The 22,717-nt window shown below is 68.1% G+C and carries 23 protein-coding genes; 16 read left to right on the forward strand and 7 right to left on the reverse strand.

The window, feature by feature from the left end:
* The first annotated feature begins 88 nt into the window (after positions 1 to 88).
* From ndk to SY26_RS07995, 4 genes are all read left to right on the forward strand, one after another.
* Positions 89 to 511, forward strand: a complete 423-nt coding sequence (gene ndk, locus SY26_RS07980) for a nucleoside-diphosphate kinase (RefSeq protein ID WP_045981761.1) — start codon at positions 89 to 91, stop codon at positions 509 to 511.
* Between the two features lie 110 nt (positions 512 to 621).
* Complete coding sequence (fabD, locus tag SY26_RS07985; RefSeq protein ID WP_046000038.1) at positions 622 to 1,548, forward strand: ACP S-malonyltransferase; 927 nt, start codon at positions 622 to 624, stop codon at positions 1,546 to 1,548.
* A 63-nt stretch (positions 1,549 to 1,611) separates the two neighbouring features.
* Entirely contained in the window at positions 1,612 to 2,349 is a 738-nt protein-coding gene (gene fabG / locus SY26_RS07990) for a 3-oxoacyl-ACP reductase FabG (protein WP_046000039.1), read from the forward strand.
* Between the two features lie 170 nt (positions 2,350 to 2,519).
* A complete protein-coding gene (locus SY26_RS07995; protein WP_042251881.1) occupies positions 2,520 to 2,753 on the forward strand; it encodes an acyl carrier protein in 234 nt (77 codons plus the stop codon).
* 85 nt (positions 2,754 to 2,838) lie between these two features.
* Here the strand turns inward: SY26_RS07995 and SY26_RS08000 are convergent, their stop codons facing one another.
* Entirely contained in the window at positions 2,839 to 3,657 is an 819-nt protein-coding gene (locus SY26_RS08000; protein ID WP_045981788.1) for a sulfotransferase family protein, read from the reverse strand.
* 166 nt (positions 3,658 to 3,823) lie between these two features.
* Between SY26_RS08000 and SY26_RS08005 the strand changes: the two genes are divergently transcribed.
* Both SY26_RS08005 and SY26_RS08010 read left to right on the forward strand, forming a co-directional pair.
* A complete protein-coding gene (locus SY26_RS08005) occupies positions 3,824 to 5,401 on the forward strand; it encodes a DUF5928 domain-containing protein (protein WP_045981764.1) in 1,578 nt (525 codons plus the stop codon).
* Between the two features lie 12 nt (positions 5,402 to 5,413).
* Positions 5,414 to 5,788: an HIT domain-containing protein gene (locus SY26_RS08010; RefSeq protein ID WP_045981765.1), complete on the forward strand. Its 375-nt coding sequence runs from the start codon at positions 5,414 to 5,416 to the stop codon at positions 5,786 to 5,788.
* A gap of 1 nt (position 5,789) precedes the next feature.
* Here the strand turns inward: SY26_RS08010 and SY26_RS08015 are convergent, their stop codons facing one another.
* The gene (locus SY26_RS08015; protein WP_046000040.1) at positions 5,790 to 6,713 is read right to left on the reverse strand and encodes an ABC transporter ATP-binding protein; all 924 of its coding nucleotides are present in this window, start codon (positions 6,711 to 6,713) and stop codon (positions 5,790 to 5,792) included.
* A gap of 90 nt (positions 6,714 to 6,803) precedes the next feature.
* Between SY26_RS08015 and SY26_RS08020 the strand changes: the two genes are divergently transcribed.
* Complete coding sequence (locus SY26_RS08020; protein ID WP_045981767.1) at positions 6,804 to 7,049, forward strand: zinc-finger domain-containing protein; 246 nt, start codon at positions 6,804 to 6,806, stop codon at positions 7,047 to 7,049.
* Positions 7,050 to 7,104: 55 nt separating this feature from the next.
* Here SY26_RS08020 and SY26_RS08025 read toward each other — a convergent pair whose 3' ends face one another.
* The gene (locus tag SY26_RS08025) at positions 7,105 to 7,287 is read right to left on the reverse strand and encodes a DUF2256 domain-containing protein (RefSeq protein WP_046000041.1); all 183 of its coding nucleotides are present in this window, start codon (positions 7,285 to 7,287) and stop codon (positions 7,105 to 7,107) included.
* An 82-nt stretch (positions 7,288 to 7,369) separates the two neighbouring features.
* Between SY26_RS08025 and polA the strand changes: the two genes are divergently transcribed.
* The 5 genes from polA (at position 7,370) to queE (ending at position 12,890) form a co-directional block, all read left to right on the forward strand.
* On the forward strand, positions 7,370 to 10,168 hold the full coding sequence (polA, locus tag SY26_RS08030; protein WP_046000042.1) for a DNA polymerase I: 2,799 nt from the start codon (positions 7,370 to 7,372) through the stop codon (positions 10,166 to 10,168).
* 98 nt (positions 10,169 to 10,266) lie between these two features.
* Entirely contained in the window at positions 10,267 to 11,037 is a 771-nt protein-coding gene (gene fnrL, locus SY26_RS08035; protein ID WP_046000043.1) for a transcriptional regulator FnrL, read from the forward strand.
* 88 nt (positions 11,038 to 11,125) lie between these two features.
* A complete protein-coding gene (queC, locus tag SY26_RS08040) occupies positions 11,126 to 11,833 on the forward strand; it encodes a 7-cyano-7-deazaguanine synthase QueC (protein ID WP_046000044.1) in 708 nt (235 codons plus the stop codon).
* Entirely contained in the window at positions 11,833 to 12,186 is a 354-nt protein-coding gene (gene queD / locus SY26_RS08045) for a 6-carboxytetrahydropterin synthase QueD (RefSeq protein WP_046000045.1), read from the forward strand. The genes queC and queD overlap by 1 nt, the downstream gene beginning before the upstream one ends.
* Complete coding sequence (gene queE, locus SY26_RS08050) at positions 12,183 to 12,890, forward strand: 7-carboxy-7-deazaguanine synthase QueE (protein WP_046000046.1); 708 nt, start codon at positions 12,183 to 12,185, stop codon at positions 12,888 to 12,890. Before queD ends, queE begins: the two co-directional genes overlap by 4 nt.
* Positions 12,891 to 12,969: 79 nt before the next feature.
* Here the strand turns inward: queE and SY26_RS08055 are convergent, their stop codons facing one another.
* Positions 12,970 to 13,809 (reverse strand): universal stress protein, encoded by an 840-nt coding sequence (locus SY26_RS08055; protein ID WP_046000338.1) that lies wholly within the window; start codon positions 13,807 to 13,809, stop codon positions 12,970 to 12,972.
* A gap of 387 nt (positions 13,810 to 14,196) precedes the next feature.
* On the reverse strand, positions 14,197 to 15,510 hold the full coding sequence (gene miaB / locus SY26_RS08060) for a tRNA (N6-isopentenyl adenosine(37)-C2)-methylthiotransferase MiaB (protein WP_046000047.1): 1,314 nt from the start codon (positions 15,508 to 15,510) through the stop codon (positions 14,197 to 14,199).
* Positions 15,511 to 15,574: 64 nt separating this feature from the next.
* Between miaB and SY26_RS08065 the strand changes: the two genes are divergently transcribed.
* Positions 15,575 to 15,895: a TfoX/Sxy family protein gene (locus SY26_RS08065; protein WP_046000048.1), complete on the forward strand. Its 321-nt coding sequence runs from the start codon at positions 15,575 to 15,577 to the stop codon at positions 15,893 to 15,895.
* A gap of 4 nt (positions 15,896 to 15,899) precedes the next feature.
* Here SY26_RS08065 and SY26_RS08070 read toward each other — a convergent pair whose 3' ends face one another.
* On the reverse strand, positions 15,900 to 17,195 hold the full coding sequence (locus SY26_RS08070; RefSeq protein ID WP_046000049.1) for an alpha/beta fold hydrolase: 1,296 nt from the start codon (positions 17,193 to 17,195) through the stop codon (positions 15,900 to 15,902).
* Positions 17,196 to 17,318: 123 nt separating this feature from the next.
* Between SY26_RS08070 and SY26_RS08075 the strand changes: the two genes are divergently transcribed.
* A complete protein-coding gene (locus SY26_RS08075) occupies positions 17,319 to 18,680 on the forward strand; it encodes an aminotransferase (RefSeq protein ID WP_045981777.1) in 1,362 nt (453 codons plus the stop codon).
* Between the two features lie 36 nt (positions 18,681 to 18,716).
* The gene (locus SY26_RS08080) at positions 18,717 to 18,941 is read left to right on the forward strand and encodes a DUF2798 domain-containing protein (protein WP_046000050.1); all 225 of its coding nucleotides are present in this window, start codon (positions 18,717 to 18,719) and stop codon (positions 18,939 to 18,941) included.
* A 107-nt stretch (positions 18,942 to 19,048) separates the two neighbouring features.
* Here the strand turns inward: SY26_RS08080 and SY26_RS08085 are convergent, their stop codons facing one another.
* Complete coding sequence (locus SY26_RS08085) at positions 19,049 to 21,190, reverse strand: ComEC/Rec2 family competence protein (RefSeq protein WP_052715193.1); 2,142 nt, start codon at positions 21,188 to 21,190, stop codon at positions 19,049 to 19,051.
* A gap of 107 nt (positions 21,191 to 21,297) precedes the next feature.
* On the opposite strand from SY26_RS08085, the gene gltX reads away from it, so the two are divergent.
* Positions 21,298 to 22,686 (forward strand): glutamate--tRNA ligase, encoded by a 1,389-nt coding sequence (gene gltX, locus SY26_RS08090; protein ID WP_046000051.1) that lies wholly within the window; start codon positions 21,298 to 21,300, stop codon positions 22,684 to 22,686.
* The last annotated feature ends 31 nt before the right edge of the window (positions 22,687 to 22,717 follow it).

The following is a 22,717-nucleotide window of genomic DNA, read 5'->3' on the forward strand; positions in this document are numbered from 1 at the left end:
CGCCTTGCCGGGGGCGGACAAGCCTGCTAACCGGGCGCGGATTTCCTTTCATGCGGGCCCGGCCCGCGCATCAGACAAGGTGAAGACCATGGCCATCGAACGCACCCTCTCGATCATCAAGCCCGACGCGACCCGCCGCAACCTGACCGGCAAGATCGCCGCCAAGTTCGAGGAGGCCGGCCTGCGCATCGTCGCGTCCAAGCGCATCCACCTGTCGCCCGCCCAGGCCGGCAAGTTCTACGAGGTCCACAAGGACCGTCCCTTCTATGGCGAGCTGGTCGAGTTCATGGCATCCGAGCCGGTCGTCGTGCAGGTCCTGGAAGGCGAGAACGCCATTGCCAAGAACCGCGAAGTGATGGGCGCCACCAACCCGGCCAACGCCGACGAGGGCACCATCCGCAAGGAATTCGCGCTGTCCATGGGCGAGAACTCGGTCCACGGTTCGGACGCCGCCGACACCGCCAAGGAAGAGATCGCGTTCTTCTTCTCGGGCCTGGAACTGGTCGGCTGATTGGGTCCACCGACCCTGACGTTTGAAAAGGGGCCCCCGGTGGCCCCTTTTTCTTTGCGCCGCCAACGGCTATGCCCATCTGCAACGCAATGATCACAGGGGGGACCGCCATGCGGGCATTCGTGTTTCCGGGGCAAGGCGCCCAGACCATCGGCATGGGCCGCGAACTGGCCGAGGCCTATCCGGCGGCGCGCGCCGTCTTCGACGAGGTGGACGAGGCCCTGGGCGAGAGCCTGTCCGCACTGATCTGGGAGGGGGACGCCGACACGCTGACCCTGACGCAGAACGCGCAGCCCGCCCTGATGGCCACGTCGATCGCGGCCTTTCGCGCGATGGAGGCCGAGGGCCTGAGCATCGCGAATGCCGATTTCGTCGCGGGCCATTCACTGGGCGAATATGCGGCGCTGTGCGCGGCCGGGTCGCTGACGCTGGCCGACACCGCGCATCTGCTGCGCCTGCGCGGTCAGGCCATGCAGGAGGCCGTGCCGGTGGGCGTCGGCGCGATGGCCGCGATCCTGGGCCTGGACTTCGAGACCGTCGACCGCATCTGCCGCGAGATCGGGGGCGACGAGGTCGTGCAGGCCGCCAATGACAACGACCCTGCGCAGGTCGTGATCTCGGGGCACAAGGGGGCGGTCGAGGCCGCGGCCGAAGCGATGAAGGCCGCGGGCGCCAAGCGGGCGCTGATGCTGCCGGTGTCGGCGCCGTTCCATTCGGTGCTGATGCAGCCCGCCGCGGCGGTCATGGCCGATGCGCTGGCGGGCGTGGACATCCAGCCCCCCGCCGTGCCGTTGATCGCCAACGTGCGCGCCGAGGCCGTGACCGAGCCCGGCGCCATCCGTCGCCTGCTGGTCGAGCAGGTGACCGGGACCGTGCGCTGGCGCGAGTCGATCGCGACGATGGCCGAGGGCGGCGTCACCGAGTTCTGGGAGATCGGCGCGGGCAAGGCCCTGTCGGGAATGATCAAGCGGATCGCCAAGGACGTGACGGTGCGCAACGTGGGCACTCCTGCCGATGTGGCGGCGCTGAAGGGCTGACCGGCGGACCGGGGCGCCGCCCCGGACCCCGGGGGTATTTGGACAAAGAAGAAGAGGCTTGGGATGTTCGATCTGACGGGAAAGACCGCGCTGGTGACGGGCGCGTCGGGCGGGATCGGCGGCGCGATCGCCGAGGCGCTGCATGGGGCGGGGGCCACGGTGGCGCTGTCCGGGACGCGCGAGGCGCCGCTGCGCGCGCTGGCCGACAGGCTGGGCGAGCGGGCGCATGTCGTGACCGCGAACCTGGGCGATGCGGAATCGGTCCTGGCGCTGCCGAAGGCGGCGGCCGAGGCGATGGGGTCGATCGACATCCTGGTCAACAATGCCGGCATCACCCGCGACAACCTGTTCATGCGCATGTCGGATGACGAATGGGCGCAGGTGCTGGACGTGAACCTGACCAGCGCCTTCATCATGTCGCGCGCGGTGCTGCGCGGCATGATGAAGGCGCGGTGGGGGCGGATCGTCAACATCACCTCGGTCGTGGGGGCCACGGGCAATCCGGGGCAGGGCAACTATGCCGCCGCCAAGGCGGGCGTGGTCGGCATGTCGAAATCGCTGGCCTACGAGGTCGCCAGCCGCGGGATCACGGTGAACTGCGTGGCGCCCGGCTTTATCGAGACGCCGATGACCGACAAGCTGACCGACGACCAGAAGGGCAAGATCCTGACGCAGATCCCCGCCGGCCGCATGGGCAGCGCCGAGGAGATCGCCGCCGCGGTCCTGTACCTGTCCAGCCCCGAGGCCAGCTATGTCACCGGGGCCACGCTGCACGTCAACGGCGGCATGGCGATGGTCTGACCCGGCGTCCGCGGCCGGGATTGCGCGCACGAAACCGTGCGAAATCGGTTGCATGAGGGTTCATGGGTGCTATATCCCCGCCTTTAGCAGCAGGGGAACCGCCCTGTGCTGAACCGGACCGCGTGTCCGTGCAAAACTTGGGCGGATGCCCGCGAGAATGAGGATATGACATGAGCGATATCGCTGATCGCGTGAAGAAGATCGTGGTCGAGCATCTGGGTGTCGACGAGGACAAGGTGGTCGAATCCGCTTCGTTCATCGACGACCTGGGTGCCGACAGCCTCGACACCGTCGAGCTGGTCATGGCGTTCGAGGAAGAGTTCGGGATCGAGATCCCCGACGATGCCGCCGAAACCATCCAGACCGTCGGCGACGCGGTGACCTTCATCAAGGGCGCGGTCTGATCCACGCTTTTGGCCGCGCCCTGGTGCGGCAGGATTTGCGGCGCCCCCGAAAGGGAGGCGCCGTTTTTCATGGCTGGGTGGCGGATCAGCGGCCCAGCTTGGCGTGCACCTCGTCCAGGTCGACCTCGCCCAGGGGCATCTTGTTGTCCGGATCGTCGAAGTCGTAGCGGAACAGCCGGAAGTCGTCCTTGTAGATCTCCCAGATCAGGTGCCGCGACAGGTCGTCGAAATAGTCGCTGACCTTGTGCGCGCGCTTGGGGCCGTGGCCTTCGGATTCGTTGAACCGGGGCACCTGATCCAGGTCGATCGCGACCTTGGTGTCGGCGGCGGCCAGCACCTTTGCCATGCCCTCGTTGAACGCCTCGGTGAAGAAGATCTGGTCGTAGCGCCCGCCATTCACGATGAAGGTCGAGATGTGGCCTGACATGGCCGACCAGTGGATGTCGGGCTCCATCGGCTTGCGGAACCGGACGGTGTCGCGCGCGAACAGCAGAAAGCGGCGGAAACTGGCGATCTGGTCGAATTCGAAGCCGTTGTCGGGGCTGCCCACGTCGATGCCGTAACGTTGCACCAGCTGCGGGACCAGATTGCCGCGATAGCGGCGGCCGTTGCGCTGGATGCCCGCGATCTTGTCGAAGAACGACGACAGCAGCCGGGCATAGGGGTTGCGCACGCAGGTGAAGGTCACGCCCGAACGCGCCCGGACCGCCCGTTCGATCGGATCGTGGCTGTGGTCCTGGGCCCATTTGTGCAGCCCGTCGGTCGAATCGTGGATGTCCCCGTCGAAGAAGCGGCCATGGTCGGAGTGGAACATGATCTGGCCGATCGTCGAGCAGGCGCATTTCGGCACCACCCGATAGATCAGGCTTTCGCTTTCCGTCATCCAGACACCGGGGAAACCCATCGTGACATCCACTTCGCTTGCGATCAACGGGTCAGAGGCCCTGGCGTCGGGCCGTCCTGCTTGTCCCACCGACAAAAAAGGTTACACATTCAAACCAAAACCCGCAGACATATTCAACGCCTTACGTCAAACTGCACCTATTTGGCCCCGGGGGACCGTCCAGCGCATGGCACGCATCGCCTTCATCCTGCTGATGCACAAGGACCCGCAGGGTGTGATCGATCAGGCGCGGCGTCTGACGGCGACGGGGGATTACGTGTCGATCCATTTCGACAAGCGTGCCCCGCGGGCGATGTTCCAGCAGATCCGCGATGCGCTGGACGACCATCCCCGCGTGACCTTTGCGGCGCGTCGGCGCAGATGCGGATGGGGGGAATGGTCGCTGGTCGCCGCCACCCTGGAGGCTCTGCGCGCGGCCGAGACGGCGTTTCCGCAGGCCACGCATTTCTACATGCTGTCGGGCGACTGCATGCCGATCAAGTCGGCGGAATTCGCGTACAATTATCTGGATGCCGAAGATTGCGACTACATCGAAAGCTTTGACTTCTTCAACAGCGACTGGATCAAGACCGGCCTGCGCAAGGAGCGGTTGATCTATCGCCACTGGTTCAACGAACGCAGCCACAAGGCGCTGTTCTATGCCAGCCTGCAGCTGCAGCAGCGGCTTGGGCTGACGCGGCGGGTGCCCGACGATCTGCAGGTGATGATCGGGTCGCAATGGTGGTGCCTGCGCCGCCAGACGGTCGAGGCGATCCTGGACCTGATCCGCGCGCGCCCCGAGATCGTGCGCTTTTTCAGCACCACCTGGATCCCGGACGAGACGTTCTTTCAGACCCTGGTGGCCCATGTCGTGCCGCGCCAGCAGATCCGCACCCGCACGCTGACCTTCCTGATCTTCAGCGATTACGGGATGCCGATCAATTTCCACAACGACCATTACGACCTGCTGCTTCGCCAGGATTACCTGTTCGCCCGCAAGATCAGCCCCGAGGCGCAGGAGCTGCGCGCCCGGCTTGGCGCGCTGTGGCAGGCCACGGGGCAGGATTTCACTATCTCGGCCGAGGGGCGGCGGCTGTTCAGCTTTCTGACCGGCCGCGGGCGCATCGGGCGCCGCTTTGCCCCGCGGTTCTGGGAGACGGACGGCAGCCTGGGCGCCGAACGCGTCGTCCAGATCGTGGTGGCCAAGAAATGGCACGTCGCCAAGCGGCTGACGGCGGCCATCCGCGCCGCCACGGACATTCCTGCGGTCGATTACGTGTTCAACGAACAGGACGCGCACCTGCCGGACATGGGCGGCGTGGCATCGACCGTGGACAAGCGCGAGCGTCACCGCCGCGCGCTGGTCAAGCTGATGTTCGAGCAGTTCGGCAGCGACCGGCTGGTGTTCTGCGTCGATCCGTCGGCGGTCAGCCTGATCGCCGATTTCGACGCCGACCGGGCGCAGACGCGGGTTCTGTTCGTGGACAGCCGGTTCGACGACGATTACGTCCGCGGCCATATGGGCAGGGTCGGCCTGGTCAGCCCGGACGCCCCGTCCGACATCGTCCACCGCCTGCTGCCCATCGTGCGCAACGACCTGCAGCACGAGGCGGACCGCCTCAGGGAGGCGGGGTTCCGCCATCTGGCGACCATTTCGGAATCCGCGGGGCCCGATCGCAACGCCGCGGCGCTGGCCGCGTTCCTTGGGGTGCCCGAGCCGCAGGCCCGCGCCCTGGCGGAGACGCCGCATCTTTTTGCCGACTGAAGGAAGACATTCATGGCCTATGACGACAGCAACATCTTTGCCCGCATCCTGCGCGGAGAGATCCCCAACGACACCGTGGCCGAGAATGATCACGCCCTGGCGTTCCGTGACATCGCGCCCAAGGCGCCCAGCCATGTCCTGGTGATCCCCAAGGGCCGCTACGTCGCCTTCGACGATTTCGCGGCCAACGCGTCCGAGGCCGAGATCGCGGGCTTCATGCGGCTGTGCGCCCAGGTCTGCGCGCTGGAGGGGGTGGGCCTGGATCGGGGCAACGGGTTCCGCGCCATCACCAATGCAGGCCATGACGGCGTGCAGGAGGTGCCCCATTTCCACCTGCACATCATGGGCGGGTCGATCATGGGGCCGATGATCGGGGCGCGCGGCTGATCTAGTCGCGGGTCAGTTCGACGAAGACGTCCTCCAGGTCGGGCTGTTCGGCGGCGACGTCCAGGATGGGCACGCCCGCGGCGCGCACCGCGTCCAGGATCTGGTCGGCGCGCAGCCGCGACGGAGGATAGGTGATCGCCAGCCACCCGTCGGGCCGCGTCTCGGGGCGCGCGCCCGCGGGCAGGGGCGGGTGCGGGACCGCGCCGCCCGTGTCCAGCACCAGCGTCTTGCCATCGGTGCGCGACAGCAGGTCCTGGGTCGATTGGCGCACCACCACCTGGCCGTGGTTGATGATGGCGATTTCGTCGCACATCTGTTCGGCCTCCTCCAGGTAATGGGTGGTCAGGATGATGGTCATGCCCTGTTCGTTCAGGCGGCGGACATTCTTCCACAGCATCTCGCGCAGGGTGATGTCGACGCCCGCGGTGGGTTCGTCCAGAACCAGGATGTGCGGGCGATGGACCAGCGCCTTGGCCAGCAGCAGCCGCCGCTTCATCCCGCCCGACAGGTTCCTGGCATAGGCGTTGGCCTGGTCGGTCAGGCCCACCAAAGCCAGCAGCTCATCGGTCCAGCGTTCGGATTTCGGCACGCCGTAAAGGCCCGCCTGGACCTCCAGGCTGGCGCGAGGGGAAAAGAACGGGTCCATGTTCAGTTCTTGGGGCATGACCCCGATGGCGGCGCGCGACTGGCGCGGGTTCACGTCCTGGTCGAACCCCCAGATGGAAACCTTTCCGGCGGTCTTGTTCACCAGCCCCGCCAGGATGTTGATCATCGTCGACTTGCCCGCGCCGTTGGGGCCCAGAAGGCCGAAGATGCTGCCGGCGCGGATGGTCAGGTCGACGCCCTTAAGCGCGTCCTTGGCCGGGGCGTTGCCTTGGGCGGCATAGGTCTTGCGAAGACCGGTGATCTGGATGGCGTCGGGCATGGGGTGATCCTTGCAGAGCTTGCGAAGGCAGGCGGCGCTGCGCTAATGGGGTTAGACCAGATGATGCACGCCGCCACAAGAAGGCCAGCCATGACGCAGCACGTGACGCCCGAGACCCCCCTGTCGACCGAAACCGGGCCAGAGGCCACGACCCGCCCCGCCCCCGTGACCGAGGTGGTGACCCGCTGGCGCGTCAGCTGCGACGGCGATGATGCGGCGGGCCTGGGCCATCCGCGCGTCTGGCTGGCGATCAGCCCGGACATGGGGTTTGTCGATTGCGGCTATTGCGACAAGCGCTTCGTGATCGACCGCGATCACGCCCACGACGACCACTGACCCGCTGAGGATCGTCCCGACCCGCGTCGGTTTGCCGCCCCCATCGAGGGGGTCGTCAAACCGAGGCGGCCTTGCCGCCCGGCGCCTCTCCGCGGGCGTTGCCCTTGCCCCGGCAGCGGTCCGAGCAGTAGCGGACATTGTCCCAATCGCGTTCCCATTTCTTGCGCCACGCGAAGGGCAGGCCGCAGGCCGCGCAGATCTTGGTCGGCAGGTCGGATTTGCGGCGCATCTTGGGCATGACGGTTTCCTGGGGGCATCGCGCTGGAAGATCGGTCCCGGTCGTGGCACAAGGCGGCCCTGACCAGCAAGGATAGGTGATCATGGGCGAGCGTTTCGGCAAGGGCTGTCATCTGCATCTGATCGACGGATCGGCCTTCATCTTCCGCGCCTATCACGCGCTGCCGCCGCTGACGCGCAAGTCGGACGGGCTGCCGGTGGGCGCGGTCGCGGGGTTCTGCAACATGCTGTGGCGCTATGTGCAGACCGATGACGGGCATACCGCGCCGACCCACGCGGCGGTGATCTTCGATCATTCCTCCAAGACCTTCCGCAACGAGATCTATCCCGCCTACAAGGCGCAGCGCCCCGAACCGCCCGAGGATCTGCGCCCGCAATTCCCGCTGACCCGCGACGCGACGCGGGCCTTCAACATCGCCTGCATCGAGACCGAGGGCTATGAGGCCGACGACATCATCGCCGCCATGGCCTGCGCGGCGCGCAATGCCGGCGGCACGGCCACGATCATCAGCAGCGACAAGGACCTGATGCAGCTGATCGGCGACGGCGTCGACATGCTGGACCCGATCAAGAACAAGCTGATCGGCCCCGACGAGGTCTTCGAGAAGTTCGGCGTCGGCCCCGACCGCGTCGTGGACGTGCAGGCGCTGGCGGGCGACGCGGTCGACAACGTGCCGGGCGCGCCGGGCATCGGCATCAAGACTGCGGCCCTCTTGATCCAGGAATACGGCGATCTGGAGACGCTGCTGTCGCGCGCCGAGGAGATCAAGCAGCCCAAGCGCCGCCAGACCCTGATCGAGCATGCAGACCAGATCCGCGTCAGCAAGCGTCTGGTGCAGCTGGATTGCGACACGCCGCTGGACGTGACGCTGGAGTCCCTTGAGGTGAAGGCCCCCGATGCCGACCGCCTGCTGGCCTTCCTGTCCGAGATGGAGTTCCGCACGCTGACGAACCGCGTGGCGGAATCCCTGGGCGCCGAGGCCCCGGCCGTGCAGGCGGCCCCCGCCAGCGAGGCGCCCGCGGCCCCCGATCAACCCGCCATCGACATGGGCCTCTATGAGACCGTGACCACGCCCGAGGCGCTGGACGCCTGGATCGCCGCGATCGGCGAGGCGGGGCAGGTCGCCATCGACACGGAAACCACGAGCCTGGACGAGATGCAGGCCGATCTGGTCGGCATCAGCCTGGCGGTCGCGCCGGGGCGGGCGTGTTACATCCCCCTGGGCCATGTCGCGGGGGGCGACGATCTGTTCGGCCAGTCCGCGCGGGTGGCGGGGCAGCTGGACCCCGCCGCCGTGCTGGCCGCGCTGAAGCCGGTGCTGGAGGATGCCGCGATCCTGAAGATCGGGCAGAACCTGAAATACGACTGGAAGATGCTGGCCCGACATGGCATCCAAATGGCCCCGGTCGCCGACACGATGCTGATGTCCTATGCGCTGAACGCGGGCACGCATAATCACGGCATGGACGAGCTGGCCGAGCGCTATCTGGGCCACAAATGCATTCCCATCAAGGAGCTGATCGGGTCGGGCAAGGCGCAGCTGCATTTCGGCCAGGTCGCCATCGACAAGGCCGCGCCCTATGCGGCCGAGGATGCCGATGTCACGCTGCGCCTCTATCAGCATTTCCTGCCGATGCTGCCGGTCGAGAAGGTGTCCACCGTCTATCACACGCTGGAACGGCCGATGATTCCGGTCCTGGCCCAGATGGAGATGGCGGGCATCCGCATCGACACCGATGTGCTCAAGCGCATGTCGAACGCCTTCGCGCAGAAGATGGCCGGGCTGGAGGATGAGATCCACGGGCTGGCGGGGCAGAGCTTTAACATCGGCAGCCCCAAGCAGCTGGGCGAGATCCTGTTCGACAAGATGGGACTGAGCGGCGGCAAGCAGGGCAAGACCGGGGCGTTTTCCACCAGCGCCGACGTGCTGGAGGATCTGGCCGCCGAAGGCCACGACCTGCCCGCGCGGGTGCTGGACTGGCGTCAGATCAGCAAGCTGAAATCGACCTATACCGACGCGCTGCCCACCTATGTGAATGCGGAAACGGGGCGGGTCCATACCAGCTATTCGATCACCGGCGCGCAGACGGGGCGGCTGTCCTCGACCGAGCCGAACCTGCAGAACATCCCGATCCGGACCGAGGAGGGCCGCCGCATCCGCCAGGCCTTCATCGCGCCCGAGGGGTTCAAGCTGGTGGCCCTGGACTATAGCCAGATCGAGCTGCGGATCCTTGCGCATGTGGCCGACATCCCGGCGCTGAAGCAGGCCTTCCGCGAGGGGATCGACATTCACGCCATGACCGCCAGCCAGATGTTCGGCGTCCCCGTCGAAGGGATGGACCCGATGATCCGCCGTCGCGCCAAGGCGATCAACTTCGGCGTGATCTACGGCATCTCGGGGTTCGGGCTGTCCCGGAACCTGCGCATCCCGCGGGCCGAGGCGCAGAGCTTCATCGACACCTATTTCGAACGCTTCCCCGAGATCCGCGCCTATATGGACAAGACCGTCGCCGACGCGAAGCAGGACGGTTACGTCACCACGCTGTTCGGGCGGCGCATCAACACGCCGGGCATCAACACCTCGGGGCCTGCCGCCGGGGGCGCGCGTCGCGCGGCGATCAACGCGCCGATCCAGGGGGCTGCGGCCGACATCATCCGCCGCGCGATGATCCGCATGCCCGACGCCATCGCCGACCTGCCCGCGCGCATGCTGCTGCAGGTGCATGACGAACTGGTCTTCGAGGTGCGCGAGGATGCGGTGGACGACCTGATCGCCCGCGCCCGGACCATCATGGAGGCCGCGCCCGAACCGTCGGTGCGGCTGTCGGTGCCCCTGGTCGTGGATGCGGGTCAAGGGATGAACTGGGCCGAGGCGCACTGACCCCAAGGGTCGCTCCGGCCGGCGCTTCGTGACAGGCGAACGATTCGGTTCGCCTGTCGTTGCGCCGCGCACCCCATGGGCCTATCCTTGGGATCACCATGCGCGCCCCCGTTCCGACCCAGGTTCAACCGTCAAGCCCCCTGCAAGCCGGCGCGCGCTGCGGCGACTGCCCCATCCGCTATCGCGCCGTCTGTGCGCAATGCGAGGGCGACGAGCTGGCCCTGCTGGAACGGATGAAGTTCTATCGCAGCTTCGAGGCCGGCCAGCCGATCGTCTGGGAGGGCGACCGGATGGATTTCGTGGCCTCGGTCGTCAGCGGGGTGGCGACGCTGACCCGGACGCTGGAGGACGGGCGCGCCCAGATGGTGGGCCTGCTGCTGCCCAGCGATTTCCTTGGCCGGCCGGGGCGCGACACGGCCGCCTACAATGCCACCGCCGCGACGGGGGTGGTGCTGTGCTGTATCCGGCGTGGGCCGTTCGACCAGCTGATGCAGCGCATCCCGCACCTGGCGCATCGCCTGCTGGAGATGACCCTGGACGAGCTGGACGCGGCGCGCGAATGGATGCTGCTTCTGGGCCGCAAGACGGCACGCGAGAAGATCGCCTCGTTCATCGCCATCATCGCGCGGCGGCAGGCGGCCTTGCAGAAGCGCCGCCCGGCGGGCCGCATCGTGCTGGAGCTGCCTTTGACGCGCGAGGCGATGGCCGCCTATCTGGGCCTGACAATCGAGACGGTCAGCCGCCAGATGACCGCCCTGCGCCGCGACGGCATCATCGAGATCGTGGGCAAGCGCGGCGTCACCCTGACCGATTACGCCCGCCTGATCGCCGAATCGGGCGGGACGGGCGACGACGGGGCGACCGCCTGAGGGCGGCGCTTTTCATCGTGTGCTCGCTCTGCTAAGCGGCAGCTTCCCGGTCGCAGCCTACCCGGGTCACAAAAACAAGGGTTCAAACATGCACACTGCACTTGTCTGCTCGGGCGGGCTGGATTCCGTCTCGCTTGCCCATGTCCTTGCGTCCCAGGGGCGCCTGTCGCGCATCGTCAGCTTTGATTACGGCCAGCGGCATCGCAAGGAGCTGGATTTTGCCCGCGCCTGCGCCCTGCGGCTGGGCGTGCCGTTCCACCTGGTCGACCTGTCGGGACTGGGCGCGGCGCTGTCGGGATCGGCGCTGACCGACGATCTGGCCGTGCCCGACGGCCATTATGCCGAAGAGACGATGCGCGTGACGGTGGTCCCCAACCGCAACGCGATCATGCTGACCATGGCCTTTGGCATCGCTGCCGCCAATGGCGATTCGGCGGTGGCGGCCGCGGTCCACGGGGGCGATCACTTCATCTATCCCGATTGCCGGCCCGGTTTCACGGACGCCTTCGCCGCCATGCAGCGCGCGGCGCTGGAGGGGTATGCCGATGTCGTGCTGGACGTGCCCTTCGTTCACCGCACCAAGGCCGACATCGTGACGGCGGGCGCGGCCGCGGGCACGCCCTTTGCGCAGACCTGGTCCTGCTACAAGGGCGGGGCGCGCCATTGCGGACGCTGCGGCACCTGCGTGGAGCGGCGCGAGGCGTTCCACTTGGCGCGCGTGGCCGATCCGACCGAATACGACGATGCCGATTTCTGGCAGGCGGCGGTGGCCGCCCATGCCGTGGGGGGTGCGTGATGTTCCGCATCAGCAAGGAGTTCCATTTCAGCGCGTCGCACCGCCTGGACCATCTGGCGCCCGATCATCAATGCGCGCGGCTGCACGGGCACAACTATATCGTCGTGGTCGAATTGGCGGCGCCGGATCTGAATGCCGACGGCTTCGTGCGCGATTATCACGAACTGGCGGCGCTGAAGGCCTATGTCGACGGGACGTTCGACCACCGGCACCTGAACGACGTGCTGGACGTGCCCTCGACCGCCGAGAACCTGGCGCGGCATTTCTTTGACTGGTGCCGGGCACGCTGGCCCGAGACTAGCGCCGTCAAAGTCAGCGAGACGCCCAAGACCTGGGCCGAGTACCGGCCATGAAACCCCTGCGCATCGCGGAAATCTTTGGCCCCACCATCCAGGGAGAGGGCGCCCTGATCGGACAGCCCACGGTCTTCGTCCGGGCAGGGGGGTGCGATTACCGCTGTTCGTGGTGTGATTCGATGCATGCGGTGGACAGCGCCTTTCGCGACAGCTGGGCGGCGATGCAGACCGCCGAGGTCTGGGCGCAGGTGCGCGCGCTGTCGGGCGGGCGGCCGCTGACGGTATCCATTTCCGGCGGCAATCCGGCGATCCAGGATTTTGGGCCGCTGATCGCGACGGGCCGGGCCGAGGGCTACGGCTTCGCGCTGGAGACGCAGGGATCTGTGGCGCGCGACTGGTTCGCGGACCTGACGCTGCTGGTGCTGAGCCCCAAGCCGCCCTCCAGCGGCGAGACGCCCGACCCGGCGGCCTTCGAGGCCTGTCTGGCGGCGGCGCAGGGCACGCGGACGGTGCTGAAGATCGTCGTCTTCGACGATGCCGATTATGTCTGGGCGCGCGATTGGGCGGGGCGGTATCCGGACTTGGATTTGGTCCTGCAGCCGGGGAACCCGGAGGTGGACCCGGACGTGCCCGTCGCGGCGCAGGATGTCGCGGACCGGCTGCTGTGGCTGGTCGACAAGGTGATGGCGGACGGCTGGTTCCGGCCCCGTCTGCTGCCGCAGCTGCATGTCCTGTTGTGGGGCAACCGGCGCGGCGTCTGAGTTGCGTCCCGCGACGACGGGGGGACTGGCCGTCCCCCCGCACCCCCCTGCGCGCATCCCCGCAAGGCGGCGTACGTCTTCAACGCGCCAGGAAGACCGGCACGCGCGCCTGTTCCAGCATGTTGCGCGTCGCACCGCCCAGGATCGCCTCGCGCAGGCGGGAATGGCCATAGGCGCCCATCACCACCATGTCGGCATCGACCTCTATCGCGCGGCGGTTGATCTCGTCGCTGATGCGGGGGGCGGTGCGGGCCAGCACCGCGATCTGGGCGTGGACGCCGTGCCGCGTCAGCATCTGCGTCAGCGCCCCCCCCGGATCGGAGCGTTCCGGCCCGCTGCTGCGCGGATCGATGCAGGTCACCTCGACCATCTCGGCGGCGCGCAGCAGGGGCAGGGCGCGGCGGATGGCGGCTAGAGCCTCGGCCGACTGGTTCCAGGCGACCAGGATGCGGCGCGGCGCGGCAACCGGCTCGCAGCCCTGCGGCAGGACCAGGACGGGGCAGGCCCCCTCGAACAGCGCGGCCTCGGTGATCAGTTCGGCGTCGCCGGGCTGGCCCTTGGCATAGGGGCTGGCCAGGATCGCCAAGTCCGAGAACCGCGCCCGCAGGCCGACCAGCGATGCGATGCCCAGGGACTGGGTCACCGCGGCCTCGCAGGACCAGCGCAGGTCGTGGGACGCGGCCATGCGGTCGCGCACCTTGCGGTCCAGCGCATTGGCATCGGTCAGCGCGCTGTCGATCGCCTCCTGCCATCCATAGGACGTGCCGCCGGGAAAGAAGTACCCGGCCTGGCTGTGGTCGATGCCCAGGCAGAGGATGTCCAGATGCGCGTCATGCGCCGCGGCAAGCGCCGCGGCATCGTCCAGCTGCGGCATTTGGGACGGGTGGCTGAGGACTGTCAGGATCGTCTTGTAGGCCATGATCGCCTCCTGTTGCGGATAAGCCATCGTAGCGGTGCGGAGCGGGCGGCGCCTTGATCCTGATCAAACCCCGCGCGATGCGGAGCAGCAGAGGGACGCCGTCAATCGTGCCGCGGGGATCCATCAGGGCCCTTGTCACGGCCGCGCGTTGGCCCTGGTCGCGGGCAATGCGGGGCGCAGCGCTGGCAGCAATTAAGGAGCGATGCAGGAGTGCCGCGTCATCACGGATCCTGCCGTTCCGACGACGGTGGCGGCATGGGCACAGACCTGCCGCCTGGTTCACGACCTTGGTCCAGGGCCGTTCCGCATGTCGCATGTGGCGGCAGGCCGGTCCGGACCCGGCGGATGACCCGATCACAGACCCGAACGGGCCGCCCCGTCGCCGGGCTATGCGACCAGTTCTCCGTGCAGCGAGTTGCGCTGGCTGCCGATGATGCGCACGGGGCGCAGGTCACCGACCTGGGCGCGGTCGGTGTCGACGAAGACGGAATGCAGATAGTCGGACTTGCCGATCATCTGGCCCGCCTCGCGGCCCGCCTTCTCGAACAGCACGTTGACCGTGCGACCGATCATGCCGTCCTGGACCGCATGCTGCTGACGGGTCAGCAGGGCCTGCAACTCCTGCAGGCGGGCGTCGGCTACGGCGGCGTCGACCTCGGGGCGGTCATAGGCGGGGGTGCCCGGACGCGGCGAGTACTTGAAGCTGTAGGCCATGCCGAAGCCCACCTGTTCTATCAGGCTCAGGGTGTCGGCGTGATCCTGGTCCGTCTCTCCGGGAAAGCCGACGATGAAGTCGCTGGTCAGCAGGATGTCGGGACGCGCCGCGCGGATGCGGTCGATCAGGCGCAGGTACTGGTCCGCGGTGTGCTTGCGGTTCATCGCCTTGAGGATGCGGTCGCTGCCCGACTGCACGGGCAGGTGCAGATAGGGCATTAGCTGGGGCACGTCGCGATGCGCCTCGATCAGGTCATCGGCCATGTCGTTGGGATGGCTGGTGGTATAGCGGATCCGCAGAAGCCCGTCGATCTCGCCCAGGGCGCGGATTAGGGCGCCGAAACCGCCCGGGCCCCCATGCCAGCCGTTGACGTTCTGGCCCAGCAGGGTGATCTCGCGCACGCCGCGTCCGACCAGGTCGCGGGCCTCGGCCAAGATGCGTTCGGCGGGGCGGCTGACCTCGGCGCCGCGGGTATAGGGCACCACGCAGAAGGCGCAGAACTTGTCGCAGCCCTCCTGCACGGTCAGGAAGGCCGCCGGCGCGCGACGGGTCGCGCGGGGGGCGGGCAGGTGGTCGAACTTGTCTTCCTCGGGGAAATCGGTGTCGATGGCGGGCGCCTCGCCGCGCACCATGGCGGGCAGGCGGTGATAGGTCTGCGGCCCGACGACCAGATCGACCAGCGGCATCCGGCGGATGATCTCGGCCCCCTCGGCCTGGGCCACGCATCCAGCGACGCCGACCTTCAGGTCGGGGCGCGCGGCCTTCAGCGGCTTCAGCCGGCCGAGGTCGCTGTACAGCTTTTCGGCCGCCTTCTCGCGGATGTGGCAGGTGTTCAGCAGGACCATGTCGGCGTCCCCCTGATCCTCGGTCAGGACATAGCCCTCGGCGCCCATCGCCTCGGCCATGCGCTGGCTGTCATAGACGTTCATCTGGCACCCGTAGGTCTTGATGAACAGTTTCTTCGCGGCCGGGTTATGGGCGGTCATGTCATGCCTGTTCCTGAAGGTCGCGCAGCGATACAGGAAATGCAGGCTTTTGGAAAGGCACGGGATGGAGAGCGACCTGACCACCATCCGCAACATCGGCCCCGCCACCGCGCAGGCGCTGATCGCGGCCGGCGTGCCGGACGCGGCGGCGCTGCGGGCGATGGGGGCGGACGCGGCCTATCGCGCCCTGATGGACGCCGGAGAGCGTCCGCATTTCATCGGATATTACGTGCTGCACATGGCGCTGCAGGGGCGGCCCTGGAACGACTGCAAGGGCGCCGAAAAGGCCGCCCTGCGCGCGCGGTTCGACGCGCTGGTGGGCGATCGCCGCCCGATGACGGCGCTGGAGGCGGCGCTGGACCAGATCGGCCTGCGCCGCCCCTGACGGCCTACTGACCGGCGTTCTTGGTTTCGAACATCAGGCCCTTGGCGCTGCGATCGGGAAAGCCTGGCCAATAGCTGTGGGTCGCGTCCGGCGTGCCCGCGTCATCGACCGACCAGACCCCGTCCTCGGCATCGGGCACCAGGTCCAGGAAGGCGCCGCGATCCTCTCCCTTCAGGTGCTGGTCCAGGAAGGCCGTGGTGAAATGCTGCAGGACGTTGTTCATCCGCACGCTGTCCCAGACCGGATCGGCATAATGGTCGAAGGGCGCGCGGCCCAGGGATTCCGAGAAGGCCCAGGCCTCGACCGGGGCGGGGATCGGGGCGGCGGCATTGTGGTTGGCATGATCGAAGGTCAGAAGGTGCCGTGTCGCCGCGGTCGTCTGATCGAAGATCTGCCGGATCGCGTCATAGATCGACACGTCGTCATCGCTGCCCGCGACCAGCAGCAGCGGCTTGGTCATGCCGGCCAGCCCGTCCGCGTCCCAGAACTCGTGCTGGCGGCCCCAGGGGGCGATGGCCACGATGGCCTTGACGCGCGGATCGACCAGGGCGGCGTGATCCTCGCTGCCCGCGGCCAGCCGGGACAGCAGCTTCTGCGGCGGGATGAAGCGTTCGGGCTCGGTCCGGTCGATGGCGGTCTGCGACAGGCCCGCGCCGCCAAAGATCATCGCGCCGTATCCGCCCATGGAATAGCCCACGACGGCCGCCGTGTCGGCATCGGTGATCGCGCCGATCTCGTCCTCCAGCCCGGCCATGCTGTCCAGCAGGAACCGCTGGTCCACCGCCCGGTTCACCAGGGTCGAGGCAAACGCCCCCATGTCGTCGTAGGTGCTGTCGGGATGGTCTGCGGCGACCACGACATAGCCCTTGGAGGCCAGGTTCTCGGCCAGGTGGCTCATCAGATAGCGGTTGCCGGGATAGCCGTGCGACAGGATGACCAGCGGGAAGGACCCCTCGGCCGGTGCCGCGTCGCGGGCGGCGCTGCCGGTCAGGGTGGTGGGCGTGACCCCGTCGCGCAGGATCGTGTCATAGGTGGTGCCGGGTTCGGTGCCGTCGGCCGCGGGATACCAGATCTCTGCCTGCAGGGTGCGTTCCGCGGTGGGGGGCGTGCCCGTGGCGGTGGTCGCGATCACGTCGATGCGGTCCGGGTCGGTGAAGCTGGCGGCGCGCACGCCGACCGGATGCGGGCCGCGCGCGGCCAGTTCCGGCGCGTCGGGGCGGATCAGGTCGATGCGGTTTTCGGACAGGGCGGGGGCGGCGCAGGCCAGGGTGGCGGCAGCGGCCAGCATCAGGTGTCTCATGGGGGCTCCTCCGGCGGTTCGGGCGAACTGTGCCCCGGTTGCACGATCTGCACAAGCGTCCCCCATTGAACGCCGCCCGGCGCCCGGCTAGCCTGCCCCCAAGATCCGGCAAGGAGACCGACCATGACCACCCCGCAAAGCTGGGAAGCACGCGCCGACGAATACTCGCTGTACGGCTTCACCGACCTGCCAAGCGTCCACAAGCGCGGCGCCGTCGTCCTGACCCATGGCGAGGGCCCCTATGTCGTCGACGTGAACGGCAATCGCTATCTGGATGCCAATTCGGGCCTGTGGAACATGGTCGCGGGCTTTGACCACAAGGGCCTGGCCCAGGCCGCCAAGGATCAGTACGACCGCTTTCCGGGCTATCACGCGTTCTTCGGGCGGATGTCCGACCAGACCGTGATGCTGTCCGAGAAGCTGGTCGAGGTGTCGCCGTTTTCGCGTGGCAAGGTGTTCTACACGAACTCGGGCTCCGAGGCGAACGACACCATGGTCAAGATGCTGTGGTTCATGCATGCCAGCGAGGGCAATCCGCAAAAGCGCAAGATCCTGACGCGCTGGAACGCCTATCACGGCGTGACTGCCGTATCGGCCAGCATGACGGGCAAGCCCTATAACGAGGTGTTCGGCCTGCCTCTGCCGGGCTTCATCCATCTGACCTGCCCGCATTACTGGCGGTTCGGAGAGGAGGGAGAGACCGAGGCGGCGTTCACGCAGCGCCTGGCGCGCGAGCTGGACGAGACGATCCAGCGCGAGGGCGCGGACACCATCGCGGGCTTTTTCGCGGAACCCGTGCAGGGTGCGGGTGGGGTTATTCCGCCGTCCGAGGGGTATTTCCAGGCAATCCTGCCGGTGCTGAAAAAGCACGGCATCCCGATGATCGCGGACGAGGTGATCACCGGGTTCGGACGGACGGGCAACACCTGGGGGTCTGTGACCTATGATTTCGTCCCCGACGCGATCATCAGCTCCAAGAACCTGACGGCGGGGCTGTTCCCGATGGGCGCGGTGATCCTGGGGCCGGAACTGACCGACCGCCTGCAGGCCGCCATCGACAAGATCGAGGAGTTCCCGCACGGCTTCACCGCGTCGGGCCACCCGGTCGGCTGCGCGATCGCGTTGAAGGCCATCGACGTGGTGATGAACGAGGGGCTGGCGCAGAACGTCATCGACTTGGCCCCGCGCTTCGAGGACGGGCTGCGGCAGCTGGCGCAGAACCCGAACATCGGCGAATATCGCGGCGTGGGCTTCATGTGGGCGCTGGAGGCGGTGCGCGACAAGGCGACCAAGACGCCCTTCGAGGGGCATCTGTCGGTCAGCGAGCGGATTGCCAACACCTGCACCGACATGGGTCTGATCTGTCGCCCCCTGGGGCAGTCGATCGTGCTGTGCCCGCCCTTCATCCTGACGCCCGCGCAGATGGACGAGATGTTCGAGAAGCTGGACAAGGCCTTGGGCAAGGTCTTTGCCGAGCTGGCCTGAGCGAGGGGCGGGGATGGGTTTCGGAAAGATCGCCGGATGATACCCGCACGCTATGCCCCGATCCTATTCGGCTTCTTCCTGTCGGGGCTGATGTCGTCGCTGGTGTCGGGGATCGCAACGGTCCGGGCGGTGGGTCTGTCCGACGGGGTCGCGGGGCTGTGGCTGGGGAACTGGCTGTCCAGCTGGGCGGTGGCCTTTCCGGCGGTGCTGGTGGTGGCCCCGGTGACGCGGCATCTGGTCGCGCGGCTGACGCGGGCCTGACGACGACCCTGTCGGCGGTTGCGCATGGCGCGGGGGTCGCCTGCGGGTCGTAAGAGCCTGTCTGGCCGACCGTGCGCCGCGATCGCGCCCCGGGCCGCGGGCCCGTGCTATCGCGACAGCCGCATCGGTTGACCCGTGGTGACCTGCGGTCCATCCGCGGTCATGCGGATCGCGACGGCGCCGCTGCGGCGGAGGCGTTTCGGGTCCAGCAGCAGGCAGCGCGGCTTGCCGTCGACGTCGACGGGTTCGGTCGCGACCACGATGCGGTCGGGACGACAGGCGGCGGCGGCGCGGGCCCCCGACCCCTTTCCGGTCAGGTGCCAGACCTGCCAGCCGCCGGAAAGGGTCGCCTGCCGGTCGCGGCGGTCGCCGGTCCAGGCCGGGCGGGCGGCGGCGGTTTCCTGGTCGGCCATGTCGCCGTCCTCCTGCAGCCAGGTCGAGACGACGAAGGCGCCGCCCGAGGGTTTCGAGATGGCGCGGCCCTCGGGGGTCATCAGGCCCACGGCCTCGCCCTCCGGCGCGATCAGCAGCAGCGGGCGGCGGGCATTCATCCACAGCGCGGCGGCGGCGATCAGCAGCGTCATCGCCAGCACGAAGCCTGCCTGCGTCAGCACCCCACGCCGCGCCGCGGGGCGCCAGCAGAGGATGCCCAGCACCGCGCCAAAGCCCATCAGCGGCACCACGGCGGCGGGCGGCTTGGCCACACCGGTCACCGCCCCGCCCAGATCGGCCACGAATCGCGCGACCCACAGCATCCATTCCGTACCGATACCCATGACCCACAGGGCCGGCGCCTCCAGCCCGACCAGGGCCAGGAGGGCGCCGATGACGCCCGCGGGCATCACCAGCGTGCCCATGACCGGCACCGCCAGCAGGTTCGCCAGCAGACCGTATTGCGCCATGCGGTTGAAATGCGCCGCGGCGATGGGCGATGTCGCCACGGCGGCGATCAGCGACGACACGATCAGCATCGCCACCGGGCGCAGCCACCATGGCAGGCGCGGGGACACCCGCGCCCAGGGGCCATAGACCAGGATCAAGGCCACGGTGGCGGCAAAGCTCATCTGGAAGCCGGCGCTGACGACGGCCTCGGGCGAATAGATCAGCACGATGGTCGCGGCCAGGGCGACCGTGCGCAGGGAAATCGCCCGCCTGTCGGCGATGATCGCGCCCAGCATGACGGCGACCATGATGAACGACCGTTCGGTCGCGACCCCGCCGCCGGACAGCCACAGATAGGCCGCCGCCGCCGCCAGCGCGATGCCGGCCGCCCATTTGTGCATCGGTCGCGCCAGGCCGATCCCCACGCCCTGCACCCCCACCAGGACCATGCGCACCGCGCCATAGACGAAGGCCGCCAGCATCCCCATGTGCAGCCCCGAGATCGAGATGATGTGGTAGAGGTTCGAGGCACGCATCACCTCGTTCGTCTCCTCGGCGATGCCGGAGCGGTCGCCGGTCATCAGGGCCGAGGCCACCGCGCCGGCCTGTCCGCCGATGCGGTCCTGGATCGCGGCGCTGATCGACATGCGCGCCCGGTGTGCCCACCATACGCCCCCCTGCGGCGGCGCCACGGCCATGATCGGCGTGCGCGAATAGCCGACGGCGCCCAGGCCGTCGAACCATGCGAACATCCGGAAATCGAAGCTGCCCGGAGACGACGGCGCCGGGGGCGGGCCCAGATGCCCGGTCAGCATCACCCGCTGGCCCAGGGGCGGCAATGCGTCGTCGCCCATCAGCGACAGGCGCACCCGCGCGGGCGTGCGGTCGGGCGACAGGTCATGCAGCACGACCCCGTCCAGCGTCAGGCGCATCCGGTCGCGCCCCGACCGGTCGATCTGGATCACCCGCCCCTCGACCGGGCCGTAATAGCGCCATTCCAAGACCGGGGCCGCGACATGCGCGGCGCGGAACGCGACCAGGCCGGTGCCGGCGATCACGAAGGACAGCGCCAGTGCGGCCAGATGGACGGCATCGGCCTGCGGCCAGCCGATCCGGCCTCGGTCGGCCCAAAGGGGCGCGTGGCGTGCGATGGTCAGCGACAGCGCCAGCAGGCAGGCCATCACCGTCCAATGGGCCGCGCCGAACAGCGTCGGATGCAGGAACCACAGCCCGATCCCGGCCGACAGGCAGACCGGCACCCAGGGAAACAGTCCCGCGCGCAGCGCCGCGGCGGGGCGCGGGGCGGCCACAGGGCGGGTTGCGGTCTGAGGCAGGGGGGGCGCGACCGCCCCCGATTGGGGCAACATCCTTGTCCTTTCGCGACCCGGTGACTATCACTTGGCCGCAAGATGGCACGGGGATGCTTACCAAAGCGTTAACGCCGTGCCGCGCCAGACCCTGCCCGAAGGCCGCCATGACCCAGATCGTTACCCGTTTCGCCCCCTCTCCCACCGGATATCTGCATGTGGGCGGCGCCCGGACGGCGCTGTTCAACTGGCTGTTCGCGCGGGGGCGGGGCGGCAAGTTCCTGTTGCGGATCGAGGATACCGACCGCGCCCGCTCGACCCCCGAGGCCACCGCGGCAATCCTGAAGGGCCTGACCTGGCTGGGCCTGGACTGGGACGGCGAACCCGTCAGCCAGTTCGAACGCAAGGACCGCCACGCCGAGGTCGCCCGCCAGATGCTGGACCAGGGCACGGCCTACAAGTGCTTCTCCACCACCGACGAGATCGCGGCCTGGCGCGAGGCGAACCCGCGCCAGCCCTTCCTCAGCCCGTGGCGCGATGCGACCGACCTGCCCGACGCGCCCTATGCGATCCGCCTGAAGGCGCCGCGCGACGGAGAGACGGTGATCGACGATCAGGTGCAGGGCGCGGTGCGCGTGGTCAACGACCAGCTGGACGACATGGTGCTGCTGCGCAGCGACGGGACGCCCACCTATATGCTGGCCGTGGTGGTGGACGATCACGACATGGGCGTGACCCACGTGATCCGGGGCGACGACCACCTGACCAACACCGCGCGCCAGATCCAGATCATCGACGCGATGGGCTGGCCGCGCCCGACCTATGCCCATATCCCGCTGATCCACGGAGAGGACGGCAAGAAGCTGTCCAAGCGTCACGGCGCGGTGGGGCTGCACGAATTCGCGGCGCTTGGTTATCCGCCGGCGGCCATGCGCAACTATCTGGCGCGGCTTGGCTGGAGCCATGGCGACGACGAGCTGTTCGACGATGCCCAGGCCCGCGAGTGGTTCGGGCTGGAGGGGATCGGACGTGCGCCCGCGCGCCTGGACTTCAAGAAGCTGGAACATGTCAGCGGCCACCATATCGGGCGGATGCCCGACGATCAGGTGCTGGCCGCGCTGCAGGATTACCTGTCGGAAACCGGCGCGCCTGCACTGACCGACACGCAGCGCAGCCGCATCCTGACAGCGATGGGCGCATTGAAGGAAAAGGCGAAAACGCTGCCCGGACTGCTGGACCAGGCGCGGTTCGCGATGATCGAACGCCCCATCGCGGTCGAGGAGAAGGCGGCGCGCAACCTGGATACGGTATCCCGTGGTATGCTGAAATCATTGACTGCTGCGGTGCAGAATGCTAGCTGGACCCGAGACGATCTGGAGGAGGCGGCCCAGCAGGTTGCCACGGAAAACGGTGTCGGACTGGGCAAGATCGCGGCACCGCTGCGCGCCGCCCTGGCCGGAACGAGCGCCACCCCCAGTGTGTTCGACATGATGACTGCGCTTGGCCGCGACGAAACGCTGGCCCGGCTGCAGGACCAGACCGATTTGGCAGGCTGAAGCCTGCCCTCACATGCCAGGGCTGTCTGAC

The sequence above is a fragment of the Paracoccus sp. 228 genome (assembly GCF_000967825.1).
Lineage (GTDB): Bacteria > Pseudomonadota > Alphaproteobacteria > Rhodobacterales > Rhodobacteraceae > Paracoccus > Paracoccus marcusii.